Source organism: Microbacterium sp. ARD32 (genome assembly GCF_031844385.1).
In the GTDB taxonomy this organism is placed as follows: domain Bacteria; phylum Actinomycetota; class Actinomycetes; order Actinomycetales; family Microbacteriaceae; genus Microbacterium.
The window spans coordinates 752,922-769,053 of the sequence record NZ_JAUZVD010000001.1 but is presented as its reverse complement, the minus strand read 5'-3'; the positions used below and the strand labels follow the sequence as shown (position 1 = coordinate 769,053).

Annotated in this window: 21 protein-coding genes; 11 read left to right on the top strand and 10 right to left on the bottom strand. The window is 70.4% G+C overall.

Features of this window, described 5'->3' with window-relative positions; translation table 11 throughout:
• The first annotated feature begins 111 nt into the window (after positions 1-111).
• Genes Q9R19_RS03620 through Q9R19_RS03605 form a run of 4 tightly spaced genes read left to right on the top strand, consistent with a single transcriptional unit; the run spans position 112 to position 3,228 of the window.
• On the top strand, positions 112-1,530 hold the full coding sequence (locus tag Q9R19_RS03620; protein WP_311254975.1) for an aminopeptidase P family protein: 1,419 nt from the start codon (positions 112-114) through the stop codon (positions 1,528-1,530).
• Complete coding sequence (locus tag Q9R19_RS03615) at positions 1,530-1,691, top strand: hypothetical protein (protein WP_311254974.1); 162 nt, start codon at positions 1,530-1,532, stop codon at positions 1,689-1,691. Before Q9R19_RS03620 ends, Q9R19_RS03615 begins: the two co-directional genes overlap by 1 nt.
• A 2-nt stretch (positions 1,692-1,693) precedes the next feature.
• A complete protein-coding gene (locus tag Q9R19_RS03610; RefSeq protein WP_311254973.1) occupies positions 1,694-2,593 on the top strand; it encodes a phosphotransferase in 900 nt (299 codons plus the stop codon).
• The gene (locus Q9R19_RS03605; protein ID WP_311254972.1) at positions 2,590-3,228 is read left to right on the top strand and encodes an HAD family hydrolase; all 639 of its coding nucleotides are present in this window, start codon (positions 2,590-2,592) and stop codon (positions 3,226-3,228) included. Before Q9R19_RS03610 ends, Q9R19_RS03605 begins: the two co-directional genes overlap by 4 nt.
• Here Q9R19_RS03605 and Q9R19_RS03600 read toward each other — a convergent pair.
• Positions 3,218-3,853 carry an HAD family phosphatase gene (locus tag Q9R19_RS03600; RefSeq protein ID WP_311254971.1) on the bottom strand — a complete coding sequence of 212 codons (636 nt, stop codon included), beginning with the start codon at positions 3,851-3,853 and terminating at the stop codon, positions 3,218-3,220. The two genes, Q9R19_RS03605 and Q9R19_RS03600, sit on opposite strands and share 11 nt — an antisense overlap.
• Positions 3,850-4,350, bottom strand: coding sequence for a VOC family protein (locus Q9R19_RS03595; RefSeq protein WP_311254970.1), 501 nt, complete (start codon positions 4,348-4,350; stop codon positions 3,850-3,852). The genes Q9R19_RS03600 and Q9R19_RS03595 overlap by 4 nt, the downstream gene beginning before the upstream one ends.
• A gap of 113 nt (positions 4,351-4,463) precedes the next feature.
• Between Q9R19_RS03595 and Q9R19_RS03590 the strand changes: the two genes are divergently transcribed.
• Both Q9R19_RS03590 and Q9R19_RS03585 read left to right on the top strand, forming a co-directional pair.
• On the top strand, positions 4,464-5,351 hold the full coding sequence (locus Q9R19_RS03590) for an alpha/beta hydrolase (RefSeq protein WP_311254969.1): 888 nt from the start codon (positions 4,464-4,466) through the stop codon (positions 5,349-5,351).
• A 79-nt stretch (positions 5,352-5,430) separates the two neighbouring features.
• Positions 5,431-6,081, top strand: coding sequence for a YdcF family protein (locus tag Q9R19_RS03585; protein ID WP_311255862.1), 651 nt, complete (start codon positions 5,431-5,433; stop codon positions 6,079-6,081).
• Between the two features lie 30 nt (positions 6,082-6,111).
• Here Q9R19_RS03585 and Q9R19_RS03580 read toward each other — a convergent pair whose 3' ends face one another.
• Entirely contained in the window at positions 6,112-6,849 is a 738-nt protein-coding gene (locus tag Q9R19_RS03580; protein ID WP_311254968.1) for a metallophosphoesterase family protein, read from the bottom strand.
• Between the two features lie 179 nt (positions 6,850-7,028).
• Here Q9R19_RS03580 and Q9R19_RS03575 point away from each other — a divergent pair, with 179 nt between their 5' ends.
• Positions 7,029-7,451, top strand: coding sequence for a low affinity iron permease family protein (locus tag Q9R19_RS03575; protein WP_311254967.1), 423 nt, complete (start codon positions 7,029-7,031; stop codon positions 7,449-7,451).
• Positions 7,452-7,491: 40 nt separating this feature from the next.
• On the opposite strand, the gene Q9R19_RS03570 is transcribed toward Q9R19_RS03575, so the two are convergent.
• The 3 genes from Q9R19_RS03570 to Q9R19_RS03560 are packed head-to-tail and all read right to left on the bottom strand — an operon-like array spanning position 7,492 to position 9,268.
• Positions 7,492-8,160, bottom strand: a complete 669-nt coding sequence (locus tag Q9R19_RS03570; protein WP_311254966.1) for an alpha/beta family hydrolase — start codon at positions 8,158-8,160, stop codon at positions 7,492-7,494.
• Entirely contained in the window at positions 8,157-8,567 is a 411-nt protein-coding gene (locus Q9R19_RS03565; RefSeq protein WP_311254965.1) for a hypothetical protein, read from the bottom strand. Before Q9R19_RS03565 ends, Q9R19_RS03570 begins: the two co-directional genes overlap by 4 nt.
• Positions 8,564-9,268, bottom strand: coding sequence for a general stress protein (locus Q9R19_RS03560; protein ID WP_311254964.1), 705 nt, complete (start codon positions 9,266-9,268; stop codon positions 8,564-8,566). Before Q9R19_RS03560 ends, Q9R19_RS03565 begins: the two co-directional genes overlap by 4 nt.
• A 78-nt stretch (positions 9,269-9,346) precedes the next feature.
• On the opposite strand from Q9R19_RS03560, the gene Q9R19_RS03555 reads away from it, so the two are divergent.
• The 3 genes from Q9R19_RS03555 to Q9R19_RS03545 are packed head-to-tail and all read left to right on the top strand — an operon-like array spanning position 9,347 to position 12,296.
• Complete coding sequence (locus tag Q9R19_RS03555) at positions 9,347-10,609, top strand: magnesium transporter MgtE N-terminal domain-containing protein (protein ID WP_311254963.1); 1,263 nt, start codon at positions 9,347-9,349, stop codon at positions 10,607-10,609.
• Positions 10,609-11,118 (top strand): DUF1003 domain-containing protein, encoded by a 510-nt coding sequence (locus tag Q9R19_RS03550; RefSeq protein ID WP_311254962.1) that lies wholly within the window; start codon positions 10,609-10,611, stop codon positions 11,116-11,118. The genes Q9R19_RS03555 and Q9R19_RS03550 overlap by 1 nt, the downstream gene beginning before the upstream one ends.
• Positions 11,115-12,296 carry a P-loop NTPase gene (locus Q9R19_RS03545; protein ID WP_311254961.1) on the top strand — a complete coding sequence of 394 codons (1,182 nt, stop codon included), beginning with the start codon at positions 11,115-11,117 and terminating at the stop codon, positions 12,294-12,296. The genes Q9R19_RS03550 and Q9R19_RS03545 overlap by 4 nt, the downstream gene beginning before the upstream one ends.
• Positions 12,297-12,324: 28 nt before the next feature.
• Here Q9R19_RS03545 and Q9R19_RS03540 read toward each other — a convergent pair whose 3' ends face one another.
• Complete coding sequence (locus Q9R19_RS03540) at positions 12,325-12,747, bottom strand: Sec-independent protein translocase TatB (protein WP_311254960.1); 423 nt, start codon at positions 12,745-12,747, stop codon at positions 12,325-12,327.
• An 84-nt stretch (positions 12,748-12,831) separates the two neighbouring features.
• Between Q9R19_RS03540 and Q9R19_RS03535 the strand changes: the two genes are divergently transcribed.
• Complete coding sequence (locus tag Q9R19_RS03535; protein WP_311254959.1) at positions 12,832-13,464, top strand: class I SAM-dependent methyltransferase; 633 nt, start codon at positions 12,832-12,834, stop codon at positions 13,462-13,464.
• Positions 13,465-13,525: 61 nt separating this feature from the next.
• On the opposite strand, the gene Q9R19_RS03530 is transcribed toward Q9R19_RS03535, so the two are convergent.
• The 3 genes from Q9R19_RS03530 to dapE form a co-directional block, all read right to left on the bottom strand.
• Complete coding sequence (locus Q9R19_RS03530) at positions 13,526-13,696, bottom strand: DUF3117 domain-containing protein (protein ID WP_311254958.1); 171 nt, start codon at positions 13,694-13,696, stop codon at positions 13,526-13,528.
• Positions 13,697-13,809: 113 nt separating this feature from the next.
• Entirely contained in the window at positions 13,810-15,024 is a 1,215-nt protein-coding gene (locus Q9R19_RS03525; protein WP_311254957.1) for a hypothetical protein, read from the bottom strand.
• A complete protein-coding gene (dapE, locus tag Q9R19_RS03520) occupies positions 15,006-16,079 on the bottom strand; it encodes a succinyl-diaminopimelate desuccinylase (RefSeq protein WP_311254956.1) in 1,074 nt (357 codons plus the stop codon). The genes Q9R19_RS03525 and dapE overlap by 19 nt, the downstream gene beginning before the upstream one ends.
• Positions 16,080-16,132: the final 53 nt, after the last annotated feature.

Here is a 16,132-nt window from a genome sequence, read left to right as displayed (position 1 = left end):
TGACTCCGCACCCTCTGGGTCCCTGACCCCGCACCCTCTGGGTCCCTGACCCCGCACTCTCTGGGTCCCTGAGCGTGTCGAAGGGCCGTCGTCGATGAGACAATGGGTCTCATGACCACCGCAGAGAACGACACCGTCGTCGACACCCCGACGGCCACGACTGAAGACGCCAAGAGCGCCCGCAAGCAGCCCTTTCCGCAGGGATTCCTCGACACCATCTCCACCGGATGGGCGGACCGTCCCGAGTCGCTGCCGTCGGCGCGCGCCCACGCTGAGTACGCCGCCGCCCGCCGGGCGAAGGTCTCGGCCGCGTTCCCCGGCAAGCGCCTGGTCGTGCCCGCCGGATCGTTCAAGCAGCGCAGCAACGACACGGATTACCCGTTCCGCGCGCACTCGGCGTTCCTGCATCTGACCGGCTGGGAGAACGACGCCGAGCCCGACTCCGTGCTGGTGTTCGAGCCGACCGACGCCGGTCACGAGGTCACGCTGTACTTCCGCGAGCGCGCCGACCGCACCACGAGCGAGTTCTACTCGGATGCCACGATCGGCGAGTTCTGGATCGGCCCGCGCCCGTCGCTGCAGGCCGTCGCCGCCGACCTGGACGTGGCGACAGCGCACATCGACACCTTCGCGGCCGGTGCCGAGGATCTGGTGGTGGACGAGGACGACGACCTGACCCGCTTCGTCTCGGAGCTGCGCCTGGTGAAGGACGAGTTCGAGATCGCCGAGATGCGTCGCGCGGTGGCGATCACGGCATCCGGCTTCGACGACATCATCCGCGATTTCGATCGCGCCGTCGCGCATCCGCGCGGCGAGCGCATCGTGGAGGGCGTGTTCCACCAGCGCGCCCGCAGCGACGGCAACTGGGAGGGCTACGACACCATCGCAGCATCCGGCCCGCACGCCTGCTACCTGCACTGGACGCGCAACGACGGCGCCGTCGTGCCGGGCGATCTGATCCTGATCGACGCGGGCGTGGAGGTCGACAGCCAGTACACCGCCGACATCACCCGCACGCTGCCCGTGAACGGCACGTTCTCGGACGTGCAGCGACGCGTGTACGAGGTCGTGCTGGAGGCGGCGGATGCCGCGTTCGCCGCCGCCAAGCCGGGTGTGCGCTTCCGGAGCGTGCACGAGGCGGCCATGAAGGTCATCGCCGAGCGCACGGCCGAGTGGGGACTGCTGCCCGTGACCGCCGAAGAGGCGCTGGATGCCGACAAGGGCGGCCAGCAGCGCCGGTACATGGTGCACGGCACGAGTCACCATCTCGGCATCGACGTGCACGACTGCGCGCAGGCGCGTCGCGAGATGTACTACGACGGCATCCTGGAGCCCGGCATGGTCTTCACGATCGAGCCCGGACTGTACTTCCAGATCGATGACCTCACGGTCCCGGAAGAGCTCCGCGGTATCGGCGTGCGCATCGAGGACGACATCCTGATGACCGAGGACGGCCCCGTGAACCTCTCGGCCGACATCCCGCGCACGGTGGCGGACGTCGAGGCCTGGATCGCGCGCACGAAAGCCTGATGATGGCTGTCGGATTCGCGGGGCTGCACCTGCTGCTCACGCTGACGATCGCTCTCGTGGGCATCGGCGTCGTCGGTGTCGCGCTCTACTTCGTGGTGCGCCTGGCCGTGCAGCACGCGTTGAAGGCGCACACCCGGTGGGTGGATCAGGGCAAGCTCTGAGCGTGACGGCGCGGATGCACGACGGACAGCTCTCCGTCGACGAGGAACTCGCGGGCGAGCTGATCGCCCGCGAGTTCCCTGCCCTCGCCGGCGCGCCCGTGACTGCGGTGCCAGGATCCGGAACCGTGAACGCGATCTTCCGGGTCGGCGATACTGTCGCCGCGCGGTTCCCGCTGGCGGTGATTTCTCGCAAGGAGCTGGACTCCGAGGCATCCGCGCTGGCGGAGTTCGCCGCGGCCTGCCCGTTCGCGGCTCCGGTTCCGCTGGGGATCGGAAGCGCGCATGAGCGCTACCCATCGGCGTGGACACTGCAGAGCTGGGTCTCCGGCGAAGCGGCCGACCCGTTCTCGGCCGCCGATTCGGACGAGTTCGCTGCCGATCTCGGTGCGCTGCTCCTCGCGCTGCGGGCAGTGCCCGCGGGCGACCGCGAGTTCGACGGCCGCGGCCGCGGTGGCGTGCTGCATGACCACGACGAATGGATGACTCACTGCCTCACGCGGAGCGAGGGACTGGTCGACGTCGTCGGTGCTGCGCGCGCCTGGCGTCGTCTGCGTGACACGCCGCAGGCGGGTGCACACGTGATGAGCCACCGCGACCTGACGCCGTCGAACCTGCTGGTCCAGGCCGGGCGCCTGACGGGCGTTCTCGACGGCGGCGGCTTCGGCCCGGCCGATCGCTCCCTGGACCTCGTGTGCGCCTGGCATCTGCTCTCCGCGGGGCCGCGGCGCCGCCTGCGTGAGATCGTCAGCGCCTCGGATGACGAGTGGCGTCGCGGGGCAGCCTGGGCACTGCAGCAGGCGATGGGGCTGGTCTGGTACTACGAGACCTCGAATCCGGTCATGACCGAGCTGGGCCGCAGCACGGTCGCACGCGTGCTGGACGATCCGGATCTGCGCGGATGAGCAGCACCGGGCTGGTCATCTTCGACCTCGACGGCACGCTCGTCGATCAGGAGGCTGCGGTCAAACAGTGGGTCGACGACTTCATCCGCGAGTACGACGCCGAATACGCGCTGCGCACCTGGATCGTCGACCAGTTGACCGCACGCATGCCCAAGGACCAGGCGTTCGCGCGCATCGTCGATCGATCCGCGGCAGCGGTTGAGTCGTCCACGCTGTGGGATGACTACCGCAGTCGGATGCCACAGCTCGTCACGCTCTTCCCCGACGTCGCCCGGGCGCTGCGCGACCTGCGAGAAGCCGGATGGATGCTGGGGATCGCGACGAACGGAATGGCCGACAATCAGATCGGCAAGATCGAGCGGACCGGCCTCGACGCATTGGTGGACGGCTGGATCGTGTCCTCGGAGATCGGCATCCGCAAACCGGATCCCGGTCTGCTGATCGCGCTTGCAGAGCGCCTCGACGCGCCGCTGGAAGGCTGGATGGTGGGCGACGGCTTCGAGACGGACGTCGAGGCCGGCCGCAGAGCTGGACTGCGCACGGCCTGGGTCACCGACCGTCCCCGTGCAGGGACGGCGGCCGACCTGGTGGTGGGCGACGTGCCGCAGTTCGCGGTTGAAGTCATCAGCCGCTGACGGGCGCTCCGGCCAGCCGCAGGGCGGCGCGCAGGCCGGTGATGCCCGCGTAGTGGTGAGTGCGGATGCCGAGGGCGTCGGCGCCGGCGAGCTTGGACACGGAATCGTCGGTGAAGAACACCTCGTGCGGCGGAAGGACCAGCGCATGGAGCACGTGCTGGAAGGCGCGGACGTCGGGCTTGGCCAACCCGATCTCTGCGGAGTTGAACACCGCGTCGACGTGACGATCGATGCCCGACTCGCGCAGCTCGGCGGGGATCGTGTCCGTGCCGTTGGTGAGGATGGCCGTGCGGATACCGACGGCGCGCAACTCGTCGCTGAGCGCCAGCATCCCGGCATCCGGAACGGACGGATGCCGTCCCCATTCCTCCGCCGCCCGCGGGTTTCCCAGCTGCTCCCCCACGCTCCGCACCCACGCGGCCCGGCTCGTACGTCCGGTCACGACCGGGTCGAGCAGCTCGGGCGCGAACGCCGCCCGGTGCACGCTGCCGTCGGGCAACCCGTGCTGCTCTTCGATCGCGGCGACGTGCGCCGGATCGAAATGCCGCAGCACCCCGTCCAGGTCGAAGACGACGGCGCGGATCATGATCTCAGCATGCCACGCACCGCTGGCTGCGTCGGTCACGCAGAAGATGCACCTCGGAGGTGCTCGTCCAGCGACCGGAAGACGACGTCCGACCCGCCCTCCCACGACGGGACGGGGTCCGGCTGGCCGGCCACCGGCTGATACAGCCACCACAGGTTGCCCCACGGATCCTCGACGCGTGCGAGCGTGAGCGCGCCGTAGAACGGCGTGGGTGGGGTGACCACCGTCGAACCGTCCTTGACGGCACGCTCGATCACCGCATCCACGTCGTCGACCCAGAGCTGGAACAGTCCCGGCCTGCGCGCCCAGCCCGGTTGCGGATCCGACAGGAGCAGCAGCGAGTCGCCGATCCGCAGCTCGGCGTGGATGAGTCCGCCCGATGGCGTCGGCGTGCGGGCCGCCTCGACCTCCTCAGCGCCGAAGACGCGTTCCGCGAAGCGGATGAAGCCCGCCGCGTCCTGCACGATGACGAACGGGTTCAGCGACTGCCCTCGCCCTGTGATCTCGGTACCTGCCAATGCTGCTGATCTGTTCACCCGGCCATCATCGCTCGGGTCACCGACATCGGCGGCGAGGAGGACAGCACCCGCTCGGTCGGAGATGTACAAGAGCTCTTCACGATGTCCGCGGTGCCCCCTACGATTCGACTGTGGATCGCATCTTCGACATCAATGACACCCGCCTCTTCGTCGACGAACGCGGTCCCGCCGACGGGCAGCCCCTGCTGTTCATCCACGGCGGACCGGGCAACCCCTCCTGGGACTTCATGGCGAGTGTCGGCGACCTTCTCGCCGAGCAGGGCGTGCGCGTGATCGGCGTCGACCAGCGCGGCGTGCTGCGCTCCGACGACCTGCCTGCCGAGCCGCCATTGAGCGTCGATCTGCTGATCCGCGACTTCGAGCAGCTCCGCGAGGCGCTGGGCATCGAACGCTGGACGATCATCGGGCACTCCTCCGGCGGCGCCTATGCGCTGGACTACGCACTGCGGCATCCCGAGCGCATCAGCGGCCTGATCCTGGACTGCCCGGCCCTGGACACCGACGCCACCGACCGGCACCGGCTGCCGAGGGCAGCGGCGATGCTCGACGAGGCGGGCGATGCGGATGCCGCCGCGGAATGTCGCCGTCTGGCCGGGCTCGAGCGCCGACTGACCGGAGAGGATCGCACCTGGGAGGCGATGCTGCCGCTCGGCGACCGTTACCTCGACCTGTTCTTCCACGACGCGCAGACGCGCGCCCGGTACGACGAGGTGATGAACGCCGCACCCGAGGGACTGGACTGGGGCAAGGGGATGGCGCACCTGGCGCTCATCGGCGAGATGTACACGGATCGGCGCCCGGCGCTGCCCTCTCTGCAGGTGCCCTCCACGCTGATCCACGGCGAGGACGACCTGGTGGCACCGCCGGTCGTCGTGGACGCATATCGCCAACTCACCGGCGGCCAGGTCGCGACGGTCGCGGATGCCGGTCACTTCGCCTTCGTCGAGCAGCCCGCCGCCTACGTGCACGAGGTGATGCGCTTCGTCGACCGGCTGTGAAGACGTGACGCGGACTCGGCCGCATGAACCGGAGGGTCGGTGAGCCACCTCCTCGACAGCTAGTGTGATTGGCGTGCCCATGAGCCGAGGGTTTCTCGCGTGCGCAGCCGCCGTGGCCGCGTCCGGCCTGATCGCGCTGTGGCTGTGGGCGGAAACCCTCGACGCGCGCGCCAGCCGCAGTCGGCTCGGCGCGGCCTCCGCCGCCCGCCACTCGGCCGGCACCGCCCAGGGCACCGCGGCACCGCACACCCACGCCGTCGTGGTGCTCGGCTATGGCAACCGCGGCGAGCGCGCCAACTTCGTCAACCGATTCCGGGTGCGCGCCGGCATCCGCTCACTCGACCCCACGGCCGAGAACGTGCTGGTCCTGTGCGGCGGCCCCGTGCACAGCGCCACACCCGAGGCTGTCATCATGCAGCGCTGCGCGCGCGATCTCGGTTTCCGCGGCCCCATCGAACTGGACGAGACCAGCCGCTCCACCCGCGAGAACATCGCCAACGCGATTCCGATGATCGAGCACGCCGACACCATCGCCATCGTCTCCAACGCCCCGCACGCTGAACGCGGCCGCGAGCTCCTGTGGCTGCAGCGCCCCGACCTCGCCGCGCGACTGGTGCGCGGTGCCGAGCACCGCTTCGGCGCGACGCCGGTGATGACCATCCTCGGCGCCCTGCGCGTGGTGCAGGCGAAGCTGACCGGCGAATGGGATGCGGCGGCTCGTAACCGCTGACGGCCGGCGCTCAGCTGGTGACGGTGGCCATCACTGCCGCCCGCGGTACACGGCCGTGCGCAGCTCGACCGCCCAGACGTCGCACTCCGGCATCCGCAATTCCTCGGCCACCGCGATCTCGGCCTCGACGTCGTACGGCACGCGCACGAACTGGATGCCGAACGGCGCGGCATCCGCCGCATCCAGAGTTCCCTCGAGGATGGCGTACGACGGTGTCGGCTCGTCCAGCGGATTGCCGACGCTGCCGACGTTGAACAGCGTCCTGCCCTCGAAAGACTCGATGTAGGCGTCGTGGATGTCGGCGTAGCCGACGACATCCGGCACAGGTCCGTCACCGGTCATCGCCGTGTTCTCGAACATGGCCGCGAACTGCTCGGGCGTGTGGTGGAAATGCACCCGCACGTGCGGGCTCTCCGCCGAGGCATGGAACAGGCGGATGCGGCGGCCGCTCATCACCAGATCGTGACTCAGCGGCAGAGAGCCGAGCCAGGCCCGGCTGGACGCGGACAGCTCGTCCCGCCACCACACCAGCCCCTCGGACGCGTCGTCGCTGATCCCGGGCAGGAAGTCGTCCCAGTTGCCGCGCACGTTCACCGCGCACACCTCACGGCACAGCCGCACGGCGGCCTCGCCGCGCGGCCCCTTGCCCGCCGTGTCGCCCAGGTTGATGATCTGCTCGATCCCGCGCGCGCGGATGTCGGCGAGCACCGCCTCGAGCGCTCCCAGGTTGCCGTGCACATCGGAGATGAGAGCGATGCGGTCCGTCATCCGACCATCGTGCCACGGGCGGCAGGGCGCCCGCCTCCGCGCATGCGGTCGCGCCCGAGTGCGGAACACTCCCGTGCGCGCACGCTGCAGTCAAGGGCCTGGCGGAAGTCGCCGCCGTGCGGCCTGATGGAATGGTCGCATCCGGCCGGATGCGCATGGAGCGAGCAAGGAGCCCCACCATGAGCCACAATCCCGTCATGCCGACCGATGTCTCGGATCGCCTCGGCGTCTTCGATCGATTCGCCGAGAGCGCGTCGCGCCTGGCCAGCCGAGCGTGGTTCTTCTGCTTCTGCGTGCTGCTCGTGCTGCTCTGGGCCCCCTCGATCCTCCTGATCCGCAACATCGACACGTGGCAGCTGATCATCAACACGCTGACCACCATCGTCACGTTCCTCATGGTGGCGCTGCTGCAGAACAGCCAGATGAGGGCGGACCAGGCCGTTCAGCACAAGCTCAACGCGATCGCGGATGCGCTGGCCGACCTGATGTTCGAGCACGACGCCACCCGTGATGCGCAGGAGCTGCGCGCGGCCGTGGGGCTGGAGACCAAGGAGAGCACCAGCGACAACAGCAAGGACGAGTTCGACTCGGCGTCGTCCTGACCTCACGCCCGCAACCGGCGTCGCGTGCGGGATCCGGGCATCAGCCTGCGTTCAGCACGCGCCCGAGGAACTCCGCCACCACCGGAGCGACCGACGCGCCCACCTCGTCGGCCGCGTGCTTGCGGCCCTTTACCTCGAAGGAGTGCCCGCCGCCCTCGAACCAGGAGATCGCGGCATCCTGACACGTCCGCACCGCCTCCTCCAGCTGCGTCGGGGGCTGCACGAACGGGTCGTTCGTGCCCTCGACGAACAGCTGCGGTGGGCGTACGCCGGGCAGATGCGCGGCGCGCGGCTTGTCCGGTCGGCCGGGCGGATGCAGCGGATAGCCGAGGTACACGAGCCCGTCCACCTGCAGTCCCTCAGCCGCCGCCATCGACGCCATCCGGCCACCGTAGGACTTGCCGCAGGCGAACACCGATGCATCCGGCGCCTGGGCGCGGATGCGGTCGACCACCGCACGCCAGGTCAGCACCGCGTGAGCGGCGGGCCCCGGCATCCGTCTTCCGGCCTCCGCGTACGGGAAGTTGAACCGCAGCGTGGTGAAGCCCTCAGCGCGCAGCGCGCCGGCGAACCCGATCAGGAACGGATGATCCAGCCGAGTGCCGGCGCTGTGCGCTATCGGGACCACTCCGCGGGAGTCGGCGGCAGGGTGCTCCCAGACCGCGGAGACCTGCACGGGTCCCGCAGGCAGCTCCACGGCGATGCTCATGCGCTCCCCCGCACGAAGGGCATCCGCACCACCTCGCCGCGGCGCGCGCGCAGCGTGCCGATGATCACGACCACCAGGTGCACGATGCACACCAGCGCGTACAGCGTGATCGGGATGCCCTGCGGGAAGAAGCCGGATGTCACGCCCGCGGACGTCGTCAGCCGGACCAGCCCGATGATCAGCTGGATCACCAGCAGTGCGGTGGACACGATCAGGAAGAGCGCACCCCATCGCCGCGCCGACGCCGCGTTCGCCTTCGCGAGCGGGCCCTGGCGCGACAGCGAGCCGTACGCGGCGACCATCGCACCGCCCGCGGCGAGCGACCCGAGCATCGGCACGGGAAGCAGGATCAGCAGGCCCAGCGCCCACGCGGAGACGCCGGTCGCCTCGCTGCGCCGCCCGGTCACCGGGTCTCGGGCTCCGGGCCCTCGCCCGGACGCCCGGGCTCCGGTGCGGCGGGCGGCTCGACGGCATCTGGTTCAGCGGCAGGACCCGGCTGAGCGGCATCCGGCTCGGCGGCATCCGGCTCCGCAGCAGGACCCGGTTCGGCGGCAGGACCCGGCTCGGCGGCGTCGGGCGCCGGAATCCGCTCACCGTACTGAGGAGGCTTGCTCAGATCGACGGCCGGCCGCGGCGCCGGCTGACGCTCGCCGCCCATCACCTGCCGCGCCTTCGCCAGCGAGGCCGCCTGCACGCGCACCTCGTAGTGGTCGGCGAGCATCTGCGTCATGCTGGCGAAGTCACGCCGGCGCCGCACGATCGAATAGGTGACCAGGCTCATCACCATGCCCAGCGCGACGCCGATCAGGATGAATCCGAGGAACAGCGACGTCGGTGCCTCGGAGTTGCCGAACAGCATGATCGCCGAGAGCACCAGGCCGATCAGCACGCCGTTGATCGCCCCCGAGCGCGCGGCGGCGGCGTATCCGAGCCTGCCGGTCACCCGCTCCACGGTGCGCACGCCCTCACCCACGATCGCGATCTCGCGCGCGGGCACCTCGCCCGCGATCAGCTTCGACACCGTCTTCTGGGCGACCTCGTAGTCACGCGTCGACGCGACCGTCTCGCCCAGATCGGTGCCGTTCGCGGGCCGATTCAACATGCTCATCGCCCCATTGTCCCAGACCCTCCTGCGACTGGTCATCAGAAGGCGTCCGGGCCTGACGCGCCGACTACGCTGGAGCACGTGAGCACACAACGGGTCTTCGTCGCGCGCCTGGCCGGCTGCGCCGTCTTCGATCCCGTGGGCGACCGGCTCGGCAGAGTCCGCGACGTCGTCGTGGTCTACCGCAAGAGCGCCGCGCCGCGCGTGATCGGCCTGGTCATCGAGATCCCCGGCCGCCGCCACGTGTTCCTCTCGATCGGCCGGGTCACCTCCATCCGGGCAGGGCAGGTCATCACCACCGGGCTCATCAATGTGCGCCGCTTCCAGCCGCGCCCGGGCGAGGTGCGCGTGCTGGCCGAGTACCTGGGTCGTCGCGTCAGCCTTGTCGACGGCAGCGGCACGGCGGTGATCGAGGATGCCGCGATCGAGCAGGACCGGCACGGCGAATGGGCCATCGGCCAGCTGTTCCTGCGCAAGCCGAAGACGAGCGCCTCGCCGTTCGCGAAGGGCGCGACCGCGTTCGCCGGCTGGAACGATGTGACAGAGCAGCAGCAGCCCGGGGAGTCGCAGTCCGCCGAGCAGCTGGTCGCCACCTACTCGGAGCTGCACGCCGCCGATCTGGCGACCACTCTGCTCGACCTGCCCCAGCAGCGCATGATCGAGGTCGCCGAGGAGCTGCCCGACGAGCGTCTCGCCGACGCGCTCGAGGAGATGCCCGAGAACGACCAGGTGGGCATTCTCGACCGTCTGGGCGACGAGCGCGCCGCCGACGTGCTCGACGAGATGGAGCCCGACGACGCCGCCGACCTGCTGGCGCAGCTGCCGCCCGACCGCCTGGAGCAGCTGCTGGCGCTGATGGAGCCCGAGGAGGCCGAGGACGTGCGCACCCTGCTGCGCTACGGCCCCGACACCGCCGGCGGACTGATGACCACCGAGCCGATCATCCTCTCGGCCGACGCGACGGTGGCGGAGGCGCTCGCGCTGATCCGTCGACACGAGCTGCACCCGGCGCTGGCCGCCGCCGTGTTCGTGACGCTGCCTCCCTTCGAGACGCCCACCGGGCGCCTGCTGGGCGTCGTGCACTTCCAGCGGATGCTGCGCTATCCGCCGCACGAGCATCTGGGCGCGATCCTGGACGACAACATCGAGCCCGCCTCGGTCACGGCATCCGCCGCCGAGGTCGCCCGCATGCTCGCCAGCTACGACCTGGTCTCCCTTCCCGTGATCGACGCCGCGCACCGTCTGGTGGGCGCGATCAGCGTGGACGACGTGCTGGACTACCTGCTCCCCGATGACTGGCGCACGCACGACGTGCACGACGCCGAGACGGGCGGCGGTCGATGATGGCCCGCACAGCCCGCCTGGACACGCCCCGCTCCGGCAGCGGCGGGGGGCGCGCGTCCGCACCATCCCGCGACCGGTTCGGGCGCTTCACGGAATGGGTCGCCCGCGCCATGGGCACACCCACGTTCCTGATCATCCTCACCCTGTTCTGCGCGGCCTGGATCACCTGGAACACGCTCATGCCAGACTCGCTGCGCTTCGACGACGCGACTCTGGGATTCACCGCGCTCACGCTGATGCTCTCGCTGCAGGCGTCGTACGCCGCCCCGCTGATCCTGCTCGCGCAGAACCGGCAGGACGACCGCGATCGCGTGCAGATCGAGCAGGACCGGCAGCGCGCCGAGCGCAACCTGGCCGACACCGAGTACCTCGCGCGAGAGATCGTCGCTCTGCGGCAGGCGCTGGAGGAGCGCAACGCTCACATCGTCACCCGCGAGGTGCTGCGCCAGGAGCTGAAGGCTCTGCTCGCCGAGCTGGACGGCGACGCGGCAGACGAGACGCCGTCATGACGACGTCCGATCGGGTGCACGAGGCGATCTCGAACGTCACCGATCCCGAGCTGCGGCGTCCGATCGGCGACCTCGACATGGTGCGGGACGTGACGGTGCAGGGTGCGACGGCGCACGTGCGGATCGTGCTGACGATCGTGGGCTGTCCGGCCGCGCAGCGCATCGAGCAGGACGTGCGCGACGCCGCAGCATCCGTCGACGGCATCGACGAGGTGGTCGTGGACGTCGGCGTGATGACGCCGGACGAGCGCCGGGCGCTCACCGAGCGGCTGCGCGCCGGTCGGCCCGCGCGGCAGATGCCGTTCGGCCCCGACTCCCTCACACGGGTGATCCTCGTCACCAGCGGCAAGGGCGGCGTCGGCAAGTCCACCGTCACCGCCAACCTCGCGGTCTCGCTCGCGCGGCAGGGCCTGCGGGTCGGGCTGGTGGATGCCGATGTGCACGGCTTCTCGATCCCCGGCCTGCTGGGCATCGCGCCCGGCACGCAGCCCACGCGCATCGACGACCTCATGCTGCCGCCGGTCGCGCACGACGTGAAGACGGTGTCGATCGGCATGTTCCTGCGCGAGGGCGAGTCGGTCGTCGCCTGGCGCGGTCCGATGCTGCACCGCACGGTGCAGCAGTTCCTCACCGACGTGTACTTCGGCGACCTGGACGTGCTGCTGATCGACATGCCACCGGGCACCGGCGACATCGCCATCTCGATCGGGCAGATCCTGCCGCACGCCGAGGTGCTGGTGGTGACCACGCCGCAGCCGGCGGCATCGGAGGTGGCGATCCGCAGCGCGCTCGTCGCCCGGCGCACGGGTCAGCGCGTCATCGGCGTGGTGGAGAACATGGCGGCGTACACGCTGCCGGACGGCACGGTCATCGATCTGTTCGGCAGCGGCGGCGGGGCCGAGGTGGCCCGGGCGCTGAGCGCACCGGACCAGAGTGCACCCGGCCAGAGCGCACCGGACCAGAGCGCCGGCGAGCAGACGGCGGTCGCCGAGGACGTGCCGCTACTGGCATCCGTCCCCCTCAGCCCCGCGCTGCGGGAGGGCGGGGATGCCGGGCTTCCGGTCGTGCTGGGCGCTCCGGAGGATGCTGCGGCGCTCGTCATCGACGAGCTGGCGCGCACGATCGCGCACCGCGGGCGCGGTCTGGCGGGCCGCCCGCTGCCGATGCGGCTCGGGTGAGCACCGCGGCTCGGGTGAGCACTGCGGCTCAGGTGGCCTCGGCGTCGAACGGCGGCGGACTCAAGCGGGTGAACACCTCGCGGGCCCTCGGAGCGCGCGCCGGAGCGGCACCCACCGGATCGGTGGCGACGGGATCGGCGCTGACCGGGTCGGTGGTGAACGGATTCGACATCGCCCGCGCCGTGTCGAACGCGGGCTCCTCGAACAGCGCATCGCGGATGATGCGCCGCGGGTCGTACTGACGGGGATCCAGCTTGCGCCAGTCGACTTCGTCGATCTCCGGGCCGAGCTCATCCTTCATCTTGGTCTTGGTGTCGCGCAGGTACTCCCCCGCCCTGCGCACGAACCTCGCGAACGTCTCAGCGGCCTTCGGAAGCCGTTCCGGACCGATGATGAGCACAGCGACCAGCCCGATCAGCAGCAGCTTGTCGAAGGTCAGGCCCAGTTCCATCCCCCCAGGCTACCCGCCGCGCCTCCCTTCCGGATGCACCGCGGGCCCGTACGCTGTCAGTGACCGATACCTCAGGAGAGAGCCATGAGCGAGCACGACGCGAACGCCCGATTCGTCCGCGAGACCATCGTGGAGCCGGCGACCATCTCGCGCGCCCGCACGCACGCGCTCGAGCTGGGAGCCGACCCGATCAGCCCGGCCGTCGGCGCGCAGTACGCGGTGCTCGCGGCGTCGGTCGCCGCGCGCTCGATCGTGGAGATCGGCACCGGGGCCGGCGTCTCGGGCCTGTGGCTGCTGCGTGGTGCGCCTCAGGCCGTGCTCACCACGATCGACAACGAGCCCGAGCACCTCGCCGCGGCCAGGCAGGCGTTCGCCGACGCGAAGATCCCCGCGGCGAAGGGACGCTTCATCACGGGCCGTGCGGCGGATGTGCTCCCCCGCATGAACGAGTCCTCGTACGACATCGTCCTGATCGACGCCGACGCCGAGAACGTCATCGAGTATGTCGAGCACGGCCTGCGGCTGGTGCGGCCGGGCGGGCTGGTGCTCGTGCCCCGCGTGCTCGCCGGCGGACGCGCGGCCGACCCGGTGCAGCGCGACAAGGTCACCTCCGCCTACCGCTCGCTGGTGCAGGAGACGCAGGAGTCGCCGGCCGTCCTCGCTGCGCTCTCCACCACCGGGGAGGGCCTGCTGCAGCTGGCCCGCATCACCGACTGAGCTCCGGGAGCGCAAGAGGGGCGATGGGTGTGCACCCATCGCCCCTCCTGCGTTCGTGTGATCAGGCGGTCACGACCGCGCCGAGCACGTCGTGAAGCTCCTTCGCCTCAGCATCGTTCACGGAGACGACCAGACGTCCGCCTCCTTCGAGCGGAACACGCACGATGATGAGTCGCCCCTCCTTCACGGCCTCCATCGGTCCGTCGCCGGTCCTCGGCTTCATCGCTGCCATCGTGGCTTCCTTTCCCTCGGTGGTATGCGTCAAGTTTATCGCCAGCGAGCGACACCAGCGTGCCGCGCGACACGATCACCGATCGGAGGTCCCGACCCGACGCCGCCGCGCCGCTACGGAACCTGGAAGTACGTGTATGCCAGGCCGTACATCGACAGGATCCACAGCCACTGCGCCAGCAGGCACACCCCCAGCATCCCCCACCGGAATCCGCGCGAGCGCGGGACGGCGAGCGCACCCCACAGCGGCGTCAGCGGCATGAGCAGCCGCAGCGTGCTGGACTGCGGGAAGAACACCGCGAGCAGGTAGAGCAGATAGCTCGCGCTCCACAGCCGGATGTCCGGGCCGAGCCTTCGCACGGCCCGGGAGCGCAGCAGCAGGATCGCGGCTCCCGCGACGAGGACGGTCAGCAGGATCCAGCCGCCCCACGCTGGCAGCCCCCACTGCCCCACCCAGAACTCGGCGCCGCGTACGAACCCCTCGAACGGCAGGAACTGCGAACTCGGCTCGGCCAGCCAGTTGCGCCGCCACGCCAGCTCCGTCTTCAGGTAGGCACCGGGGTCCCCCGTCACGATCCCGGCGATCGCCTGCCACGCGAAGCCCACGACCACCGCGAGCACGCCCGCGCCGACGATGTGCAGGATCTGGCTCGCCGGCAGCGGCTCGCGGTCGCGGCGCAGCCATCGCAGGATGCCGTGCAGCCCGAGGAACAGCGCGAAGGCGAGGATGCCGGGGCGGGTGAATCCCATGATCGGCAGCACGAGGTACAGCCAGCTGTATCTGCGTGTGGCGACCAGGTCGAGCGCGAGCAGCAGCAGCAGCACGAACAGCGCTTCGGCATAACCGACCTGGAACAGCGCGGCCAGCGGCCCGCTCGCGAAGAACGCGACCGCCCACATCGCCGCGGCCGATCCGATGCGCCGGCGCAGCAGGCGATGCAGTACCACGCAGCCGAAGAACCCCGACACGAGCGAGACGAGCATGGCCCCGGTGCCCCAGTCGCCCCGCCCGATCCACTCCGAGACGTATGCGTACACCGGCATGAATGCCCATGCGTTCTCGCCGACCCCGCCCGCGTCGGTCAGCGGCAGGGTCGACGGGTAGCCGTTCACGGCCACCCACCAGTACCACTGCGCGTCCCAGCCCAGCACGAAGTCGCGCAGCCCGGCGTTCGCGCCGAACCGCGACAGCGACGTGGACACCTGTGCCGCCATCAGCAGAAAGCCGGTGGTGGCCAGCCGGGCGAGCAGGTAGACCACCGCGATGCGCCCGAGCACCGGCATCCGCGCCCAGCCGCGCAGCGCCGGAGTCAGGATGCTGTGAGCCACGCCCGCAGTCCGCGTTCGACCGCCTCGATCTGGCTCAGCGGCACGCGCTCCTCGTCGTGGTGCGCGAGATGCGGATCGCCGGGCCCGTAGTTGACGGCGGGAACGCCCAGTGCCGAGAAGCGCGCGACGTCGGTCCAGCCGTACTTGGCGAGCGCCTCGCCGCCGACCGCGGCGAGGAAGCGCTGCGCGATGGGGGCATCGAGCCCCGGTCGCGCACCGGCCGCGGCATCCGTGATCTCCACCTCGAAGCCGTCGAAGGCGGCGCGGATGTGCGCCTCGGCATCGGCCACGCTCTTGCTCGGTGCGAAGCGGTAGTTCACCTCGATCTCGCACAGGTCCGGGATGACGTTGCCTGCCACCCCGCCGCGGATGCTGACGGCGTTCAGACCCTCGCGGTATCCGAGACCCTCCACGGTGATCTCGCGCGCCCGGTACTCGGCCAGCCGCATCAGGATCGGCGCGGCGCCGTGGATGGCGTTCTCGCCCACCCAGGAGCGCGCGCTGTGCGCCCGCACGCCGCGGGTGCGCACAACGGCGCGCATCGTGCCGTTGCAGCCGCCCTCGACGCGTCCGTCGGAGGGTTCACCGAGGATCGCGAAGTCGGCGTCGAAGAGGTCGGGACGCGCGGTCGCCAGCAGGAACAGGCCGTTCTGCGACTCATCGACCTCTTCGTTGTCGTACCACATCCAGGTGATGTCGACCTCGGGCTCGGTCAGCTCGGCGGCGAGCTTGAGCTGCACCGCCACGCCCGACTTCATGTCCACCGTGCCGCGGCCCCACAGGAAGGGGACGCCGTCGATCTCGACGTCGCGGGTGGGAACGTTCGCGTTGATCGGGACCGTGTCGATGTGCCCCGCGATCGCCACGCGCTGCGCGCGCCCCAGGTCGGTGCGGGCGACGATCGTGTTGCCGTGCCGCGTCACCTCCAGATGGGGGTAGGCGCGCATCGTCTGCTCGATCTCGTCGGCGAGCCGTGCCTCGTCACCGGAGACGCTGGGGATGTCGCAGATGGCCCGGGTGATCTCGGACGAGGATGCGGTCAGATCGAGCACCATGCTCTCCACACTAAACCGTGCGTCACACGCCGGGTGGCCACCGTGCGAACGGC

What these genes read in the sequence shown, in the direction of transcription:
- Q9R19_RS03620 (WP_311254975.1), top strand. Translation starts at nt 112, where the DNA reads ATGACCACCGCAGAGAACGACACCGTCGTCGACACCCCGACGGCCACG.
- Q9R19_RS03615 (WP_311254974.1), top strand. Translation starts at nt 1,530, where the DNA reads ATGATGGCTGTCGGATTCGCGGGGCTGCACCTGCTGCTCACGCTGACG.
- Q9R19_RS03605 (WP_311254972.1), top strand. Translation starts at nt 2,590, where the DNA reads ATGAGCAGCACCGGGCTGGTCATCTTCGACCTCGACGGCACGCTCGTC.
- Q9R19_RS03585 (WP_311255862.1), top strand. Translation starts at nt 5,431, where the DNA reads ATGAGCCGAGGGTTTCTCGCGTGCGCAGCCGCCGTGGCCGCGTCCGGC.
- Q9R19_RS03580 (WP_311254968.1), bottom strand. Translation starts at nt 6,849, where the DNA reads ATGACGGACCGCATCGCTCTCATCTCCGATGTGCACGGCAACCTGGGA.
- Q9R19_RS03575 (WP_311254967.1), top strand. Translation starts at nt 7,029, where the DNA reads ATGAGCCACAATCCCGTCATGCCGACCGATGTCTCGGATCGCCTCGGC.
- Q9R19_RS03570 (WP_311254966.1), bottom strand. Translation starts at nt 8,160, where the DNA reads ATGAGCATCGCCGTGGAGCTGCCTGCGGGACCCGTGCAGGTCTCCGCG.
- Q9R19_RS03560 (WP_311254964.1), bottom strand. Translation starts at nt 9,268, where the DNA reads ATGAGCATGTTGAATCGGCCCGCGAACGGCACCGATCTGGGCGAGACG.
- Q9R19_RS03550 (WP_311254962.1), top strand. Translation starts at nt 10,609, where the DNA reads ATGGCCCGCACAGCCCGCCTGGACACGCCCCGCTCCGGCAGCGGCGGG.
- Q9R19_RS03545 (WP_311254961.1), top strand. Translation starts at nt 11,115, where the DNA reads ATGACGACGTCCGATCGGGTGCACGAGGCGATCTCGAACGTCACCGAT.
- Q9R19_RS03540 (WP_311254960.1), bottom strand. Translation starts at nt 12,747, where the DNA reads ATGGAACTGGGCCTGACCTTCGACAAGCTGCTGCTGATCGGGCTGGTC.
- Q9R19_RS03535 (WP_311254959.1), top strand. Translation starts at nt 12,832, where the DNA reads ATGAGCGAGCACGACGCGAACGCCCGATTCGTCCGCGAGACCATCGTG.
- Q9R19_RS03530 (WP_311254958.1), bottom strand. Translation starts at nt 13,696, where the DNA reads ATGGCAGCGATGAAGCCGAGGACCGGCGACGGACCGATGGAGGCCGTG.
- dapE (WP_311254956.1), bottom strand. Translation starts at nt 16,079, where the DNA reads ATGGTGCTCGATCTGACCGCATCCTCGTCCGAGATCACCCGGGCCATC.